This is a genomic window from Mucilaginibacter sp. OK098, from assembly GCF_900142915.1.
GTDB lineage: Bacteria > Bacteroidota > Bacteroidia > Sphingobacteriales > Sphingobacteriaceae > Mucilaginibacter.
In genome coordinates this window covers 26,750-43,389 of sequence record NZ_FRCM01000005.1, presented here as the reverse complement: position 1 = coordinate 43,389, position 16,640 = coordinate 26,750, and the positions used below count along the sequence as shown (strand labels likewise).

General features: G+C 39.6%; 18 protein-coding genes. 10 read left to right on the top strand and 8 right to left on the bottom strand.

Annotated features, from left to right (window positions below; all coding sequences use genetic code 11):
• Positions 1-11: 11 nt before the first annotated feature.
• The 3 genes from BUE31_RS16930 to BUE31_RS16920 all read right to left on the bottom strand — a co-directional run bounded on the left by BUE31_RS16930 (position 12) and on the right by BUE31_RS16920 (position 1,337).
• Positions 12-296, bottom strand: coding sequence for a hypothetical protein (locus BUE31_RS16930; RefSeq protein ID WP_073405028.1), 285 nt, complete (start codon positions 294-296; stop codon positions 12-14).
• A gap of 84 nt (positions 297-380) precedes the next feature.
• A complete protein-coding gene (locus BUE31_RS16925) occupies positions 381-836 on the bottom strand; it encodes a CHAP domain-containing protein (protein WP_073405027.1) in 456 nt (151 codons plus the stop codon).
• Positions 837-866: 30 nt separating this feature from the next.
• The gene (locus tag BUE31_RS16920; protein ID WP_073405026.1) at positions 867-1,337 is read right to left on the bottom strand and encodes a hypothetical protein; all 471 of its coding nucleotides are present in this window, start codon (positions 1,335-1,337) and stop codon (positions 867-869) included.
• 203 nt (positions 1,338-1,540) lie between these two features.
• Here BUE31_RS16920 and BUE31_RS16915 point away from each other — a divergent pair, with 203 nt between their 5' ends.
• The 9 genes from BUE31_RS16915 (at position 1,541) to BUE31_RS16875 (ending at position 10,427) form a co-directional block, all read left to right on the top strand.
• Positions 1,541-2,158: a hypothetical protein gene (locus BUE31_RS16915; protein WP_073405025.1), complete on the top strand. Its 618-nt coding sequence runs from the start codon at positions 1,541-1,543 to the stop codon at positions 2,156-2,158.
• Between the two features lie 153 nt (positions 2,159-2,311).
• Positions 2,312-2,962, top strand: a complete 651-nt coding sequence (locus BUE31_RS16910; protein WP_073405024.1) for a hypothetical protein — start codon at positions 2,312-2,314, stop codon at positions 2,960-2,962.
• Positions 2,923-3,714 (top strand): sensor histidine kinase, encoded by a 792-nt coding sequence (locus BUE31_RS16905; RefSeq protein ID WP_073405023.1) that lies wholly within the window; start codon positions 2,923-2,925, stop codon positions 3,712-3,714. Before BUE31_RS16910 ends, BUE31_RS16905 begins: the two co-directional genes overlap by 40 nt.
• Before the next feature lies 1 nt (position 3,715).
• The gene (locus BUE31_RS16900) at positions 3,716-4,354 is read left to right on the top strand and encodes a response regulator transcription factor (RefSeq protein ID WP_073405022.1); all 639 of its coding nucleotides are present in this window, start codon (positions 3,716-3,718) and stop codon (positions 4,352-4,354) included.
• A 210-nt stretch (positions 4,355-4,564) separates the two neighbouring features.
• Complete coding sequence (locus BUE31_RS16895; protein WP_073405021.1) at positions 4,565-5,785, top strand: acyltransferase family protein; 1,221 nt, start codon at positions 4,565-4,567, stop codon at positions 5,783-5,785.
• Between the two features lie 31 nt (positions 5,786-5,816).
• Positions 5,817-6,659: a hypothetical protein gene (locus BUE31_RS16890; protein ID WP_073405020.1), complete on the top strand. Its 843-nt coding sequence runs from the start codon at positions 5,817-5,819 to the stop codon at positions 6,657-6,659.
• A gap of 2 nt (positions 6,660-6,661) precedes the next feature.
• Entirely contained in the window at positions 6,662-7,993 is a 1,332-nt protein-coding gene (locus BUE31_RS16885) for an acetylxylan esterase (protein ID WP_073405019.1), read from the top strand.
• Positions 7,994-8,237: 244 nt separating this feature from the next.
• Complete coding sequence (locus BUE31_RS16880) at positions 8,238-9,551, top strand: acetylxylan esterase (RefSeq protein ID WP_073405018.1); 1,314 nt, start codon at positions 8,238-8,240, stop codon at positions 9,549-9,551.
• Positions 9,552-9,566: 15 nt separating this feature from the next.
• A complete protein-coding gene (locus tag BUE31_RS16875) occupies positions 9,567-10,427 on the top strand; it encodes a hypothetical protein (protein ID WP_073405017.1) in 861 nt (286 codons plus the stop codon).
• 83 nt (positions 10,428-10,510) lie between these two features.
• Here BUE31_RS16875 and BUE31_RS16870 read toward each other — a convergent pair whose 3' ends face one another.
• The 5 genes from BUE31_RS16870 to BUE31_RS16850 all read right to left on the bottom strand — a co-directional run bounded on the left by BUE31_RS16870 (position 10,511) and on the right by BUE31_RS16850 (position 13,592).
• Positions 10,511-10,981, bottom strand: coding sequence for an SRPBCC family protein (locus BUE31_RS16870; RefSeq protein WP_073405016.1), 471 nt, complete (start codon positions 10,979-10,981; stop codon positions 10,511-10,513).
• Positions 10,982-11,000: 19 nt separating this feature from the next.
• Positions 11,001-11,516: a TlpA family protein disulfide reductase gene (locus BUE31_RS16865; protein ID WP_073405533.1), complete on the bottom strand. Its 516-nt coding sequence runs from the start codon at positions 11,514-11,516 to the stop codon at positions 11,001-11,003.
• A 25-nt stretch (positions 11,517-11,541) separates the two neighbouring features.
• Positions 11,542-12,012: a GNAT family N-acetyltransferase gene (locus BUE31_RS16860; protein ID WP_073405015.1), complete on the bottom strand. Its 471-nt coding sequence runs from the start codon at positions 12,010-12,012 to the stop codon at positions 11,542-11,544.
• 99 nt (positions 12,013-12,111) lie between these two features.
• Positions 12,112-12,951, bottom strand: coding sequence for a sulfurtransferase (locus BUE31_RS16855; RefSeq protein ID WP_073405014.1), 840 nt, complete (start codon positions 12,949-12,951; stop codon positions 12,112-12,114).
• Between the two features lie 167 nt (positions 12,952-13,118).
• Positions 13,119-13,592, bottom strand: coding sequence for a ribonuclease H-like YkuK family protein (locus BUE31_RS16850; protein ID WP_073405013.1), 474 nt, complete (start codon positions 13,590-13,592; stop codon positions 13,119-13,121).
• 338 nt (positions 13,593-13,930) lie between these two features.
• Here BUE31_RS16850 and BUE31_RS16845 point away from each other — a divergent pair, with 338 nt between their 5' ends.
• Positions 13,931-15,979, top strand: a complete 2,049-nt coding sequence (locus BUE31_RS16845) for a M13 family metallopeptidase (RefSeq protein WP_073405012.1) — start codon at positions 13,931-13,933, stop codon at positions 15,977-15,979.
• The last annotated feature ends 661 nt before the right edge of the window (positions 15,980-16,640 follow it).

The following is a 16,640-nucleotide window of genomic DNA, read 5'->3' as shown; positions in this document are numbered from 1 at the left end:
GATGATTCAAATTAGACGGTTACAAATGCAGGAAATGATTGTGATAAAATGAGTCCTGGTCCAAAATCCTGTGCGGTAATTGGTAATACATCGCCTCTTATTATCAGATGAATGTTTCCCCCTGGCGCCGCATTTCCAGTGACGGTGTAATTATTAACCCCATACGGTAACGTTACAATCTGTGGATTTATAGTTTTTTCATTGAACGTCAACAACACATTAGGTGCATTGTCAAAAGTGATTTGAAGATCGCCACGTCCCCCGGACATGGCTGTTTGAAATGATACTTGTCCCATTTTTATAAAGTTTAGTTGTTTTTACCTACTCTAAATCCGTTTTCGGCTATACCGGTATGGTTATTTAAGATATGACTGTTGCTTTTATAACACCGAAGCAAAAGCTTTTACCGAACCCATGTTCCTAGTCCGCAGCATCACTTCGCCGCCATTACTGTTATTCCCGACAGAAGTATTTCCTTCGTAGCTTTCAAAGGTTTGGCCTTCTACAGTCCATTGGAAGAAGATGCCGGTATGGTCGCAATGGTCGTCGTTATCCCAATCGTACAACACTATATCTCCCATTTGCGGAGTATCCGTCAAAAGATCCAGTTTTTTCCAGTGTTCGTACCCTGCCTGGCAGCCGGCATACCCTTTGGGCATATCGATATACCCGAGTGGGTGTAGCGCTTTTGCATACACCCAGCTAACAAATATGGCGCACCACTTGGCTCCATTGAGGCCGAACCATTCGCCGTACTTTGTGCAGTTTGACTCCGCAGGGTATTCCTTTGTCCCGACCTCGGCGGCAGCGACATTAATTATTGTTTGGCGTGACATAATTTTTATTTTTTTAATAATTAATGAACTCTATTGTGATTTTATAGCAGCAGAGGCTTTATTAAACCCGTAAGGCAATACGCCTATGCCCAGGCCATAGATAACTGTTGTGAGATTTGAGAGGTCGACAGGTTTTGCGGAATCGGTGAAATAGCGGTACATAAAAAAAGTAGTAAGGCAAACGCCGATTACAAGGGCAACAAGCCCTGTGAGAAGGGCGATTAAGCGGCTTGTACTTTGCGGAGGGGATGGATTGTCAGTATTTGCTCCCGCCACTTGCACCGCCTGTTTATCCTTTTCTGCCAGTAAACCTGATGATTGGTCATCTACCTTTCTTAGCTTAATTGCGGTAACAATTAAAATTAAGAGAAAGAAGATAACAGGCAGAAAAGAGATCCATGTTTCAGTGTTGTCAGGGTGAGCCGCTGTGGGCGCTGGCGCAGCAAGCAGACTGAATGGGCTAACGAAAGCCGCAATAATTAATAAGCATTCCTTTTTCATGATTTTAAGATTTAGTTATGATACTCCAAATCTCAGCAGGAAAACAAAAAGGCATTACCGTAAAAAGGCCTTTTTTAACAGGGTGATTTTACGGTATTAAAAAGGGTTGGAATACGTTGTGGGTGTGATAGTTAGTATAGACTTTTGGATTATTAAATAACAAATTAATTTATTAAATTTATCATAACTTAAATCTTAAAACTATGCCAGTTAAACTAACCCCTGATTCTCAATTCGCAGATGTTGAATCGAGCAATGGTTCTTTATTAGGATCTACTAATAAAAAAAGAACTTCCCATCTAACGTCCGCCGAAGCATTAGATGTATTAGCGCAGCCTGCACCCTCTGATTTCATTAACGGTTTGATAGTAAACCGGGACACCATTAAAGCAATGGCTCAAAAATATCGGGCAAATCACAATACGGACCCCAACTGTCTAAAATTTATTCATTTTAGCCTTAAGGAAGTTATCCAGCTTTTTATTGATAATGAGGTTATTGATTCTACAAAAACAATTGATGCTCAGATGAATGGCTTACAATTTTTCGGGTTTAAAATATACCTGGGAAACCATGTGGACTTATTAACTTGCCCGCCGAGTGCTATAATTCCCAATCCTTATTTAGGGATGGACACGGCTATTATTTGTAACACGCAACTTGATGTTGCTTCAAAAACATGGAAAGATCAATTAAAGCCGGGTACTTCTGTCACAATTTTAGGCGCCGGCGAAGGGCTAGACCGCGGTTCTATTTGTCCCCCTAATTGTGTGGGCGTAAAAGATCCTGATGATTACTTTCAGGAAGATATTTTGCCTTAATATCATCAACCACCGGTCATTGTAGCGTAATGGACCAGAAAAACTGGTCCATTACGCTACTAATTTCAAACTAAAAACAGGAAATATAGATATATTTAATTTGCTTGCTAAATATCATTCGGATGTTTATCTTCATCAGGATATTTAAACCTGATGCTTATCTTCCCATATTACTTATATGCAGAATGGGTTTGTTTTATTTCTGCACTTCTATATTTAAAAAGTTCTGATTCAACATTTGGAATTACTGTTAAGCTTTACTTATTTTCTGTTGTTGCGTTAGAGAGTGTTTGTCGTTATGTATATAAATCCGACAATAATTGGCTCTATAATTTAGATATGCCTATTGAATTTACATTTGGAATTTGGATTGTGTCAAAAGTTGTTTTTTTAAAAAGAGAAAAAATCATTATGCAGCTTTGTCTGGGTCTTTTCTTTTCGGCCTACCTGCTTAGCTGGATCTTGAAGGGGAATAATTCAGAGTTTTTCAAAATTGCCGGCCTTTTAGGTTCAGTTATTATTATATGTTTATGCATTTATTACTATTTCACTCTTTTTCACAAAGAAGAATATGTGAATTTATTAACAGACCCTGCTTTTCTTTTTATTTCAGGCTATTTTCTTTTTTACACAACAAGCATCGGACTTGTAATTTATGCTGATCAACTGGATAAACTAATGATTACTATACAGGTGCCGCTAAGTTATTTACTTAACGATATTATTAATTTGATTTTTTATAGTTTTTGGGTAGCATCAATTATATGTCTGTACAACAAAAAGACTTCTTTACTGCAGTTATAATAACGATCACTATTTTTTTGATAGTGGCTTTGGGATTTATTTTGCTTGTTATTGTCTACAACCACCGCAAAAAGCGCCACATAGAAGAAAAAGCCCTCATGCAATTAACCTTCGATGCGGAAATAACCAAAACCCAGCTCGAGGTGCAGGAACAAACCATGCAAACAATTGGCGCTGATCTGCATGATAATATTGGCCAGTTGTTGAGCCTTACCTCGTTAACGCTTAATTCAATTGAACTGGATAATGCGCCAAAGGCGAGACAGAAGATTGATGCGGCAATTGATCTAACGGTCAGGTCTATTAAAGAGATGCGGTTGCTTGGGAAATTGTTACAGGGTGATCAATTGATCGTTATGGGCTTATCGGAGGCTATTGGTCATGAAATAAACTGGATCGAAAAATCAGGGCAGTACAAGGTGAGTTATACTAATGACGGCGAAATGCCTGCGGTTAACAGTCCTGATAAAGATCTGATCCTGTTCCGTATCCTTCAGGAGATTTTGAATAATATTATTAAACATGCAAAGGCCAAAGAGATAAGTATAAAATTAGATTACGAGGAAGCCGTGTTGCAGCTCCAGGTTAGTGATAACGGAATAGGCTTTGATTCAGAGAATTTACCTACAGAACAATGCGGCATGGGCCTGCAGAATATTCAAAAAAGAGCCGGGATTATAGGAGGTGAAGCAACCGTTCTATCAAATCCGGATGAAGGTACTACGATAACTGTTTTTATACCATATCCATAATATGCAAACAGAAAAAATATTAATAGCCATAGTTGATGACCATACCCTGTTCAGGAATGGCGTGGCATCGCTTATGGGCGAATTTGACGAATTAAAGGTTGTTTTTGAGGCTGGGAATGGCGAGCAAATGCAACACATGCTGGCAAAACACCCTTTGCCACAGGTAATTTTAATGGATATTAATATGCCTGTAATGGATGGCTACCTCGCCACAAAATGGGTTAAAGAAAAATACCCGCAAATAAAGGTTTTAGCACTCAGCATGTTTGAGGATGATAAAGCGGTTATCCGCATGATAAAAAGCGGGGCAAGTGGCTATGTGTTAAAAGAATCAAAACCAAGAGAACTTTTAGAAGCAATAAAAACAATAAATGAAAAAGGCTCCTTTATAAACGAAATGGTTTCTGGCAAGCTGATCCGTAAGGTTGCTGACGATGGGGCGCCTGATTTTTCGAAAAAAGAATTTGAATTTTTAAGGCTCTGCTGCTCTGAGCTAACTTATAAAGAAATTGCTGAACAGCTGTTTGTAAGCCCCCGAACGGTTGATAATTACCGCGAGTCACTTTTCCTGAAACTAAACTTAAAAACCCGTACAGGCCTTGTTCTGTACGCTATCCAAAATGAAATATTCAAATTTTAAATGATGTTTGTAGAGACGCAATACTTTGCGTCTCCCATATGCAAATAAAAGCGAAATGCCATTTTAATATATAATTAAGAGCCGCAAAGTATTGCGCCTCTACATAAAATTCATCACCAAATTAAACTTTTCCACACCCTTAGATTAACTTTTTGCGTATACGCCTCAAAATAGAGGTATCTTAGAAAAATCAACAACATTTAAAGCGGTTTGTCACAAAAGTCATTACAAAATTATATCCCGGCATTAACAGGCGTACGCGCAATGGCAGCGTACCTGGTGTTTATCTCCCACTTTGCCGACGTTTTTGATGGCGGTTTCCCACATATTATCCAGCGCTTTTTGGGCGAATTCCACATTGGAGTAAGTATTTTCTTTGTTTTATCAGGCTTCCTGATCACTTTCCGCTATTACCACAGCTTCCATTTAACTACTGATTGGTTTAAGCAATATTTAAAAAACAGGGTGGCCCGTATTTATCCCATGTATTTTTTGTTAACCGTGGCAGCTTTTGTTTATTACTTTATTACCAAGGATCAAGCCATTACCAAAGGCTCATCAAACCCTATCGGGTTAATGATAATGAACATAACCTTTGTGCGCGGTTTTTTTTACCAGTATTGGGATAGCGGCATAGCGCAGGGCTGGAGCTTAACGGTGGAGGAATGTTTTTACTTTTCGGCGCCGATCATCTTTTTCATCGCCAAAAAATATAACAAATTTTATATTCAGCCGGTAATTATTACGCTGTTTGCTATAGTAATGGTGTTTATTTTCAGGGATATAAACTGGCACGGCTTTTTTGGCAATTTTACTTTCGTGCTGGTATTTACATTCTTCGGCAGGTGCTTTGAGTTTTTTGTAGGCGTGCAGCTGGCGCGATATGTGCTAAAAAATGGCTTTACCCGCACCAATAAGATCAGCTTTACCTATGGCGGCTTTGTGCTGATATTTGTTTGCGTATTTGTAATGGCGCTTCAACAACCCATTGCTCCATGGATAGCAGGCATGGAAACGCCAATAGGCATCATCACCAATAATTACTTTTTATGTGTAATGGTTGCTTTTTTCTTTTATGGCATCCTAACGGAAGAAACCATCTTTAAAAAGCTGCTGGCTACTCCCTTTGTGGAGTTGCTTGGCAAAAGCTCGTACATCTTCTATTTGATCCATTTAGGCTGGATGTACAATATCCTGCGTAATAATATCAATCATCTTAACGATTACATTTTTACCCTTTATGATAAATGGCAAAAAGACTGGATTTCGCCCTTTCAGTACGATAGTTTAAACCTTCTGATCATTTTTATCGTATTAAACGCCGTTTCTATATGTTTATTTAAACTAATTGAGGAGCCGCTAAATCATTACATCCGTAAATCAGACTTTTTAATAAAGTATAAACCACGCCCAAAAGGGATTGAAGATTAAGGATGTATTTGGCAAACGGATTTAAGATCTAATGAAAAAAATAATTACGTTTTTCCTTTTCACTTGTTTGTTTTTTGTTTTAATGCCCCCATTAAAAACATTTGCAGGCTTTCCCATTGGCAAATACCGCAATGTTATTGTCCCTACGTTTTCATATTATCACCAAAAGGATAGGTTTGACGATAAAGACAATGTAATTAAGGGAGCGCCCGGCACAGGTTTTACCTCATACTCGGCAAACCTTTATATAGGCTATGGAATATCCCGCCGGCTTGATTTTATAGCAATCATCCCCTACTTATATCAGCAAAATGTAATCGCCCCCGGCAATACATTAATTGACGCGGGCCTTGGCGATATGACCGTTGGCCTTAGTTATAACCTGGTAAACTTTAATTACATCCGGTTTCTTTCTATTGGTGTATCAGGCATAGTGCCTCTGTATAAAAGCAGTAACGGAATTTCGCCACTTGGCTTGGGAAACTATGGTACCGAAGTTAAGCTGATGTATTGCGGTAACCTGCCTAAGGACGTTGCCAGCAAGGGATATTTTAATGCTGAGTTTGCTTACCGAAAATATTATGACTCACAGGGCCCCGACCAAATAAGCTTTACAGGAACCGTAGGTTACCCAATAACAAAGCACAACCAGTTAAGTCTTGATATATTGCTTTTCAGGTCGTTTAGCTCCAATAAGACTTTTAATAGTAACATTTTTGCAGCACACGATTATTCATTTTTTAAACCCCAGTTAAACTTTGGGCATACCTTTACGCGCAAGTTCTCCATGTTTGTGGGTGGTTTTTATGTACCCTTTGGTGTAAATACGGGTGTGGGTTACGGTAGTTCGGTTTTAGCGGTTATTAAATTATAATTATGAAAAGGATCAGCTATTTAATTATTCTATCGTTCATCATGCTATCTGCATTTTCATTAAAAGTTGCAGCACAGGAAGAAGAAACTGAAGAAACCGGCGATATAGTATTGAAAGCTGTTCCTCAAAATAAAAATGCCCTTTTTAAAGATTACGAAGAGGTTAAATACAAACTACAGATCCGTAATAATACCAACGAGTTTCAGAAAGGAACAATCTCCTATCTTATCACTACCGATGAAGGGAAAAAGATAGCTCTTAGTTCTTTTCCTTTAAGTATTAAAGGGAAAGCTGATAAAGAGCTGATAATAAAGGTTCCGCCAAGAAGCACCGGTTTTTACCGGATAAATTTTATGGTGAACCTGCCCGATTATGATGATACCGTTAGACGTGTTTTTGGGGTAAACCCCGAACAAATCACTTCGCAATTATATAAACCGGCAGATTTTGATGCCTTTTGGAAACAAAGCCGCGAACAATTAGCCAAGGTGGTTCCAAGCTATAGGGTGCTCGAACGCAAAGATCTGTCGACCGACGAAAAGAAAGTTTATGCGGTTGAGATGCACTCATACGGTAACCTGGTGATCCGTGGCTGGCTGGTTATTCCGCGGGATGGGAAAAATTTCCCGGTGCATTACCGTGTACCAGGCTACGTGGTTACACTTAAGCCCAATATGGATAATGATGACTTTATTGCATTTGATCTTAATGTACGCGGTAACGGCAACAGCCAGGATATAATAAATATTGGTACCGATAATTATTCGGTAGTGAATATTGAGAATAAAGATAAATACATTTACCGGGGTGTATATATGGATTGTCTGCGTGGGCTCGACTTTTTATATTCACACCCTAACCTGGGTATCGATACCAGCAAAATTTTTGTTGAAGGCGGTAGCCAGGGTGGTTCATTAGCATTAATAACCGCAGCACTTGATAAAAGGGTAAAATTATTAACTATACAAGTGCCGCTGTATGCCGATATTCATGATAATTATTCAATCTCGGAATCTTACGAGAGGCAGGTTTTTCCGTTTAAAGTGTTCAGGAAATATCAAAGCCAGCATGCCGGTTTTACATGGGATAAGTTTTACAGCACATGGGATTATTACGATCCGCAAAATTTTGCACAGATGGTAAAGTGCCCTGTGCTGATGGGAATAGGCTTGCTTGATCAGTTTTGCCCGCCGCGTTGCAGCATGGCCCTGTACAACCATATCAGCAGCACCAATAAGGAATTTGTGTGTGTACCAAACTCCACACATGAGGTAAATTTTAATTATTTTATGTTTCAAAACCTGTGGCTCCGCGAAAAATTCAGGATACCATAGGCAGGGATAACTGTTGAATTGTTTACCCACTTATTTAACTAATACATGAACAATCAACAGCCGAAAGAGGCGTTTTTAATCTAAAAAGCTGTATAATAACTATATTAGCTACAGGAAAACGGGGATGGGGAATTTCGGCACGGTAATAGCCTTACAAGGCAGGCAAAAAGTTAAAATCGGGTTATACTGATTTTAAAACAGTTAGACGGGACTTAAAACGCCCCTGCTAAATTTATGAGTTAATATGATGGTAAGATTTACAAATCAATTCCTGGCAATAGCTTTCACCCTGCTCATTATGGCGGGAGCTCAGCAGGTATTTGCACAAAATGAAGAAAGTGACGGCTCTGTAAATACCGTTGTAACCACCAACAGTAAAGACGGGGTCTTCAGTTCAACTGCATCATATACGTTTGATGTTAAAAGCACTTATAAAAACCCACAGGCAGGCAGGCTTAAATACGTAGTGACTACCGAAGCAGGTAAATTAATGAAGTCCGATTCTGTGCGTGTAAAACTCGGCAGCAAGGGTTCGGCAAGCTATGACTTTGAAATAGCCGGATTAAAAGCAGGTTTCTACAAAATAAATTTCATGATCAACACAACTGATTATGACGATACTACCCGTAAAGCCTTTGGTATAAAGCCTGAGGAGATCCGTTCGCAATATGGTAAACCTGCCGATTTTGAAACATTTTGGAATAACGCAAAGGCAGAACTTGGTAAGGTGAAACCTGAATATAAGGTTACAGAAATGCCCGACTCAAGCAAAGATAACCGCAGGGTGTTTTTAGTTGAGATGAAATCTATAGGTGGTTTAACTATCCGCGGGTGGTTAACAGAGCCTATAACAAAAAACAAGAACAAGAAATTTGTGGTGATGCTGGCGTTGCCGGGCTACCAGGTTGATTTAAAACCCCTGTATGGCCTCGATCCTGATATTGCCTTACTGTCATTAAACATCCGCGGCCAGGGAAACAGCCGTGATGTTATTAATGTGCGAAAGGAAACATACATTACGCTGGGCATTGAGGATAAAAACAAATATGTTTTACGGGGCGCTATTATGGATTGCGTACGTGCTGTTGATTTTATTTTCACCCGGCCCGAGCTAAGGCATGATAATATTATTGCTGTTGGGGGTAGTTTGGGTGGTTTTCTTGCCGTTGCAACTTCTAGCGTTGATAAACGTATAAGCTTTTGTTCAGCTGCGAATCCTATACTTAGTGATGTACGCAATTTGGTTGACGAGGTTGACTGGCCTTTTATTGATATACGCAAATATGTTAATACAAGGCCGGGATTAACTTTTGATAAGGTGTTAAATAATATGGACTACTTTGATGCTAAAAATTTTGCATCGGGTATAAAATGCCGCACATTAGTCGGCATGGGCATGGTTGACAATATTGCACCTCCAAATACGGTACAGACGCTTTACAATGTTATCCCGTCAGATAAACACCTGATCATATTCAGGGATTTGGCGCACGAGATTGGTAAGAAGTACGTGGTATATGAAGGGCGCTGGATGCGGGATACTTTTGCATTGTTTTAACATTAACCATTTATCATGAGCCTTTTGAAAACTTTTACAAGACTTTTATTATCAACATTAATATTTTTTACAACCACTTATAGTGTAAGCTATGCCGATGGTGGTTTCCCTGTAAGACCGGGCCGTTTATTAATTGCTCCTTCTGTCAGTTACTTTTTTGCTAACTCTCAGTGGGACTCAACCGGGGCAAAAAAGAACTTTGCTAATAACGGACGTTTCTCATCTGTAGGCGTTACTTTATATGCAGAATATGGCATTAGCAGGCGCTTTGCCGCCGTAGCATCTGTTCCGTATGTATATAACATGTATACTCAAAATACGGCTCCGACAAGTACCAACAGCTCGGGCCTTGCCGATATGGAAACAGGCTTAAGATATTACCTGGCCAATATTGATTTTATTTACTATTTTTCTATCCAGGGCACAGCAATTACACCCTTATATTCAAATAATGCCAGCTTAGGTTATGGCCAGGAAGGTGCGGAACTAAAGCTTGCATTTTCAGGAACCGGCAAATTGGGAAGTTTAAGTACTTACTTTAATGCTGCCGATGGAGTACGCCAGTATTTTGGCACAAACGGCCCTATTCAAAACAGGTATAACGCCACATTCGGACTTTCACTTGATAGTGATTATGAAAACCAGGTATCCGCAACGGTAAGCGGGATCTATTCACAAAGTAATGATAAAAGATTCTCGGTAATCCCCGAAACAAATAAAGACTTTTCATTCCTGCAGGCTTCAATAGGTTTCGGCCATTCATTTACCCGGGAAACTTCATTGTTTTTAAGCGGTGGCCGCTTCTTAACTGGCCGTAACACAGGTATAGGTACTTCAGTATCCCTTGCCTTTATTTACAGGCTGGATTATAGGTAGTTTGACGAGAGGCGAAAGGTAAAAGGTTAAAGCTGAAAGGTAGCTTCAAAAACCATTTACCTTTCGCCTTTTACCTTTCAGCTTTAACCTAACTCCCCGAACATCTCCCTGATTGCTTTCTCTCTATATTCAAAGATCTCTTTAATTTCTTTCCTTACAAAAAGAGCGTTACTTAGCTGGCCTATAAAACCATAGGGTATAGCATAATTTAAAATATCGTTCATTAACACTCCACCCTTGATAGCTTTAAAATGATGCTGATGGTGCCATAAGGCGTAAGGACCAAAACGCTGTTCGTCTGCAAAATATTCACCTTCCTTTACATGGGTTATCTCGGTCATCCAGTTCATTTTTATACCTAACAAAGGCGAGATCTTATAAGTAATGATCATACCAGGATATATTTTTGTTTCAGTTGTTTGATTGGAAGTTACAACGATGCTCATTTCCTTCGGCGTTATTTTGGCCAGGTTTAATGGCGATGAGAAGAAATCCCAGGCTTCCGCTAAGCTGATCGGGATGGCTTGTTCTGTTTTTACCAGGTATGTTTTCACAAGTCAATGTATGAACAATCTATTTTAACTTTTCAGCTAATAGATCAAGCAGTTTTTTAAAGTCTTCTTCACTATAACCCACAGACTGGTAAATAATCTTACCATCTTCATCAATCAGCACATTACGCGGGATATACTGTGTTGCATATAGTTTAAAGATCTTACGGCCTTCATCCGGCATCATTAGAAATGTATAATTATTTTGCTCTTTAAAAGGGAGCGTTTTATCCCATCCCTCCTCACGGTCGAAAGCAAACAGCGCAAATTTCGGGTTTTCCTTATATTTTTCCCAAATCTCTTTTTGTACCCTCGGTAGCTCCTCGCGGCAGGGCGGACACCATGTGGCAAAGAAATTGATCATCACGATTTTGCCATGATAGTCACTTAAATTGCCTTTTTTATCTTTTGAAAGACTAAATTCAAAACCAGGCGCTTTGTCGCCGGTCTTATTAAGGGTAGTTGAGTCGGGAACAGTCTGGGCCATGCAAAAAATCGGGGCCAAAAAAAGAATGAGAACAGGAAACAGCTTTTTCATATGATGCATACAATTTAAAAAAGATTTATAATTTATCAAGCCCTATCCGCATTTCGAGCAAATTTGGGGTAAAACCGGCTTTTTCGTAAGCTTTAATTGCGGACAAATTTTCATTATAAACTTCCAGTCGCATTTCGGTTACGCCCCGGGAAATAACCCATTGCTTAAGCACCTCAATAATTCTATTATTTATACCCTTTCCCCTATGTTCCGGTTTCACATACATAAAACCCAAATAGGCGTGTTTAGGATGTTTCAGGTAGATCTTCGAGTCTGCTATCCGTGCGTATGCAGAACCTATTAACTCACCATTTATTTCTGCTACAATAACCTCCACATTTGGTGCGGCAATCATTTCTGCAATATCGTAGTAGTGAATTTCGCCTTCTTTTAATGTCAGATCAAAAGGGCGTTCTGCTGCAATAATAGCCTGCTCAAAGCTCAATAATATATTTAGGTCACTTAACCGTGCCTTCCTTGTTGTAATTTGTTCCATGTTTTAATTAGTGAAGGAGTGAATTAGCGAATTAGTGATTTGATAAGCGAATAATTCCAATATTCACTAAATCACTAATTCAGCAATTCACTAATTTAATTAATACCTCTCGCTTGTAGCCATTGGCAAGTCCCTTCTTGACCACTCACTCCATGAGCCAACATACAGTTTGGGCTCAGTAATCCCGGCATAAGCCATGCCCAAAAGTGTATGGCAAGCAGTTACACCCGAACCGCAATGCACAATTACATCATCATGCTTTACATCACCAATAGCATCTATATACATGCTCCGTAAAATTTCAGCAGGCAGGTATTTGCCCTCTGCATCAAGGTTTAAAATATAAGGCAGGTTTGCCGCACCCGGGATATGGCCTGCAATAAGATCTATCGGCTCTGTTTGGCCAAGATAACGCGGCGTTTCACGTACATCAATTACTATTCTGCTTTTATCCTGTGCAGCTGTACCAGCTTCCTCAATATCAACCGTTCCGGCATAATCGCCATGTGTGTGGTAGGGTTTTACAGAATTTGGTGTATAAGCTTCAGTGCTTAAAACCACGCCGGCTCTATTAGCAGCCTGTAATCCGCCATTTAATACCTGTACCTGCATATGGCCCAATGATCTTAGCATCCACCATAGCCTGGCAGCACTAAACGCACCCGACTTATCGTCATAAATAATAACACGGCTTTCGGATGTAATGCCCCATTCGCCCAATAGTTTAGCAAAGTCTTTAACAGCAGGCAATGGATGTCTCCCCCCTATTGAGGCGTCAGTAACTTTAGCCGCTAAATGTTTGTCCAGATCAGCATATATGGCATTTTTTAAATGCCCGGCGAGGTAACGCTGATAGGAGTCCTGCCCTCCGCGGGAATCGATAAGAATAGTATTAGCGCCGGCAAAAGCCGGATCGTTGATTTCAATTAGTGGCGACATAGCTTGATATTTAGTTAGCAGAATTTAGAAGCAAGAATCAGGAAGTCAAGAGTTAAGAAGAAAATCGGCTTATTCACCTTCCTCTCTTGATTCTTGACTTCTTGGTTCCTGGCTCTTCTTCCATATAAATATCAAATATAGATACACCGCAACTCTTTTCCGCAATTTTACTGAACCATTTTATTTGCGCAGTATGAACTGGCAAATGCTTCGGGCTTGGCTTTAAATACAAAGCCCATGCTTAAAATGTAGCCCATAGCCTCGTGCAAAGCCTGGTTTGATTTAAACATTGGGTTGGTATTAATGTCGGCATGCACTTCCAGGTCAACATCATACAGGTCCAGCAGGTCGCAAAGCTTGTAGGCAATATCAATTGATTTCTGCACTTCAGAAAGCATTCTTTCCTTAATGCTCATTTTTTGCGAGGTGCGTTCCTGGTGGATAAACATAAATCCTCCCCTCTGCTCACGCAAAAAAACAATTACAGTTGCAAAATCAGTGACAGCTCCTTTTACCTGCGAATCGGTACCGATACAAACTTTCAGCTTGTTGCCAAGGGCAGCTTCCCGTTCAATGGCCTTTTCTACTTCTTCTAAAATGGGCGAATTAATGATCTCGCCGCTAAATTTTCTCCAGGTCATAAATTTATTTTTAGGGTTAAATTTTAGCTGACCTTTTTACGGTCTATAAAAATAAGTGATAACGTTCCATATAAACGTCAATACAATGTGATTTATTTGTTAACATTTAGCTGAATATTAACAGGTTGCGTTTTTTAACGTGCCTGTAACTGAAAATCGATACAGCAAGTCAAAAAAATAATTCTTTTATGGGGATAGTGTAACAAAGTGAAATAAATGCAATCAAAATGCATTCGCTGAAATAATAATTTCATAGCTACAGGCCATTTACATTATCATTATTATAAAAATTAAATATTTACTGATACATTTATTGATAAAATAACAAAACTAAACCAATGAAATTTGTAAAATACCTTTTGTTTGCCGTACCGGCAGTTATTGCGGTGGGTTGTAAACAGCATCAAAAAGACGCTTCGTCAGATGTACCAAAACGCACCGTGTTTTTTGATAAAACAGGAATGGACACTACCGCAAAGCCGGGCGACAATTTCTTTTTATATGCCAGTGGCACCTGGATGAAAAAAACACAGATCCCGCCATCTGAAACCGGCTGGGGTTCTTTTTATACTTTAGGTGATGATAATGAAAAAAATCTTCATTCAATTTTAGAAGATGCTGCCAAACAAGACAATGCTAAAGGCAGCCCCGGGCAAAAAGTAGCTGATCTTTATACCAGCGGGATGGACACCGTTGCCATTGAAAAATTAGGTTATGAGCCGGTTAAACCTTTGCTGGCAAAAATAAATGCCGTTAAAAACTATAAAGACCTGCTATACCTGGCAGCAGATGGTTACAAGGACGGAAGTGGATTTCTGCTGGGCTTCTATGTATCCTCTGATGACAGGATAAGTACTCAAAACATTGCCCATTTTGACCAGGCCGGTCTGAATTTGCCAAACAGGGACTATTATTTTAATACAGACTCAGCAACAGTTAAAATAAGGGCCGAATATTTAAAATACATTACCAAATTATTCACTTTAACGGGTACTGATGCGGCAACAGCAAGTAAAAAGGCAGCGGCAATATTACAGCTGGAAACACAAATTGCCAAATCACACCTTACCCCTACCGAACTGCGCGACCCGGTTAGAAACTATAACAAATTCACTGTAACCGATCTGCAAAAACAAGTACTTGATATCGACCTGAAAGAATTATTTAGCCATTTAGGCTTAAAGGCTGATACAGTGTTAGTAGGGCAGCCTGCTTATTTAAAAGCTTTGGACAGCTTGCTTAAAACTCAGCCCATTGAAGTTTGGAAAGATAAATTGACCTTTACTGCATTAGATAACGCTTCAACTTACCTGAGCAAAAGTTTCAGGGCTGCCAATTTCGACTTTAATGGTAGAATCCTTAATGGGCAAAAACAACCAAGGGATCGTTGGAAAACTATTACCGATAATGTTGATGGTGGCCTTGGTGAATTGTTGGGGCAGCTTTATGTTGAGAAATATTTTACACCGGATGCTAAATCGCGCATGCTAGCTTTGGTAAATAACCTGATAGCAGTTTATAAAGACAGGATAGAAAAACTAGACTGGATGAGCGCTGAAACCAAAAAACATGCCCTTGAAAAACTAGCGGCTTTTACCAAAAAAATTGGTTACCCGGATAAGTGGAAAAAGTATGACGATGTGGAGATCAGCAAGGACGCTTACTATAGTAATATGCAATCGATATACAAGCATGACTATAAGGAGATGATGGATAAAATTGGCAAACCCGTTGATAAAACAAGATGGGGAATGACACCGCCAACCGTAAATGCCTATTATAACCCAAGCTTTAATGAAATTGTATTCCCGGCCGGGATCTTGCAGTTCCCGTTTTTTGATAAGGATGCAGATGATGCTGTTAACTACGGCGCTATAGGTGCAGTTATAGGTCACGAAATGACCCACGGCTTTGATGATCAGGGCAGACAGTACGATAAGGATGGCAACCTTAAAGACTGGTGGACCAAAGAAGACGCCGCCAAATTTAAAAGTAAAGCGCAGGTAATGATTGACCAGTATAACCAGTTTACCGTTTTAAACAACCTGCATGTTAATGGCAGCCTGACACAGGGCGAAAACCTTGCGGATATTGGCGGCCTTGCAATTGCTTATCAGGCATTTAAAAACACCCCAGAAGGCAAAAGCGATAAAAAGATTGATGGCTTTACGCCCGATCAGCGTTTTTTCCTTTCATATGCCCAGGTATGGCGGGTTAAAAGCAGGGATGAAACCATGCGGATGCGAATAAGTCTTGATCCGCACTCACCCGAAATGTACAGGGTAAATGGACCGTTATCAAACATGCCGGCATTTTATAACGCATTCGGTATTAAGCCGGGTGATAAAATGTACAGGGATGAAAAGGATAGGGTGAAGGTTTGGTAAGATATTTTAATTGATAAAAATGCCATCCGGTTTTTCGGGTGGCATTTTTTGTTTGATAATATTCTCGTTGTGCATAGCGTATAGGTATCGTACCTATGGTACGAAGAATCTTTTCATTGTTTTCTACCAATATTAGGCCCCACTGGGGCCATAAGATGGTTGAAGAGCGGAATTGTTAATTATTCATTTCTTAAATTGCCACCATGCAAGCAGCTCCTTTAGGAGCCCAATATTGGTAGAAAAAAATAGCGAAATATTTTTTTCTGTGGGGGCAACACCTGTACGATATGCCTAAACGCAATTGTTTGATATTTTAATACCAAAATGCATAACGCATAGGTTTCGTACCTACGGCACGAACTATCTTTTTCGCTACGTTTTTCTACCAATATTTGACACCTATGGTGTCTCTAAGCAAGTTTAAATAGGCTTAGCTATCCAATTTCATTCTCAAATTATAGCCAATGCAAGCGGCTCCTATGGTGTCTCTAAGCAAGTTAAATACGCTTAACTATCCAATTTCATTCTCAAATTATAGTCAATGCAAGCGGCTCCTATGGCGTCTCTAAGTAAGTTAAATACGCTTAACTATCCAATTTCATTCTCAAATCATAGCCAATACTAGCGGCTCCTTTAGGAGCCCAATATTGGTAGAAAAAAA

Coding starts and splice junctions, on each gene's coding strand:
- BUE31_RS16885 (WP_073405019.1), top strand. CDS start 6,662: ATGAAAAGGATCAGCTATTTAATTATTCTATCGTTCATCATGCTATCT.
- BUE31_RS16875 (WP_073405017.1), top strand. CDS start 9,567: ATGAGCCTTTTGAAAACTTTTACAAGACTTTTATTATCAACATTAATA.
- BUE31_RS16880 (WP_073405018.1), top strand. CDS start 8,238: ATGATGGTAAGATTTACAAATCAATTCCTGGCAATAGCTTTCACCCTG.
- BUE31_RS16865 (WP_073405533.1), bottom strand. CDS start 11,516: ATGAAAAAGCTGTTTCCTGTTCTCATTCTTTTTTTGGCCCCGATTTTT.
- BUE31_RS16900 (WP_073405022.1), top strand. CDS start 3,716: ATGCAAACAGAAAAAATATTAATAGCCATAGTTGATGACCATACCCTG.
- BUE31_RS16845 (WP_073405012.1), top strand. CDS start 13,931: ATGAAATTTGTAAAATACCTTTTGTTTGCCGTACCGGCAGTTATTGCG.
- BUE31_RS16850 (WP_073405013.1), bottom strand. CDS start 13,592: ATGACCTGGAGAAAATTTAGCGGCGAGATCATTAATTCGCCCATTTTA.
- BUE31_RS16890 (WP_073405020.1), top strand. CDS start 5,817: ATGAAAAAAATAATTACGTTTTTCCTTTTCACTTGTTTGTTTTTTGTT.
- BUE31_RS16910 (WP_073405024.1), top strand. CDS start 2,312: ATGCTTATCTTCCCATATTACTTATATGCAGAATGGGTTTGTTTTATT.
- BUE31_RS16855 (WP_073405014.1), bottom strand. CDS start 12,951: ATGTCGCCACTAATTGAAATCAACGATCCGGCTTTTGCCGGCGCTAAT.
- BUE31_RS16905 (WP_073405023.1), top strand. CDS start 2,923: ATGTCTGTACAACAAAAAGACTTCTTTACTGCAGTTATAATAACGATC.
- BUE31_RS16860 (WP_073405015.1), bottom strand. CDS start 12,012: ATGGAACAAATTACAACAAGGAAGGCACGGTTAAGTGACCTAAATATA.
- BUE31_RS16930 (WP_073405028.1), bottom strand. CDS start 296: ATGGGACAAGTATCATTTCAAACAGCCATGTCCGGGGGACGTGGCGAT.
- BUE31_RS16925 (WP_073405027.1), bottom strand. CDS start 836: ATGTCACGCCAAACAATAATTAATGTCGCTGCCGCCGAGGTCGGGACA.
- BUE31_RS16920 (WP_073405026.1), bottom strand. CDS start 1,337: ATGAAAAAGGAATGCTTATTAATTATTGCGGCTTTCGTTAGCCCATTC.
- BUE31_RS16915 (WP_073405025.1), top strand. CDS start 1,541: ATGCCAGTTAAACTAACCCCTGATTCTCAATTCGCAGATGTTGAATCG.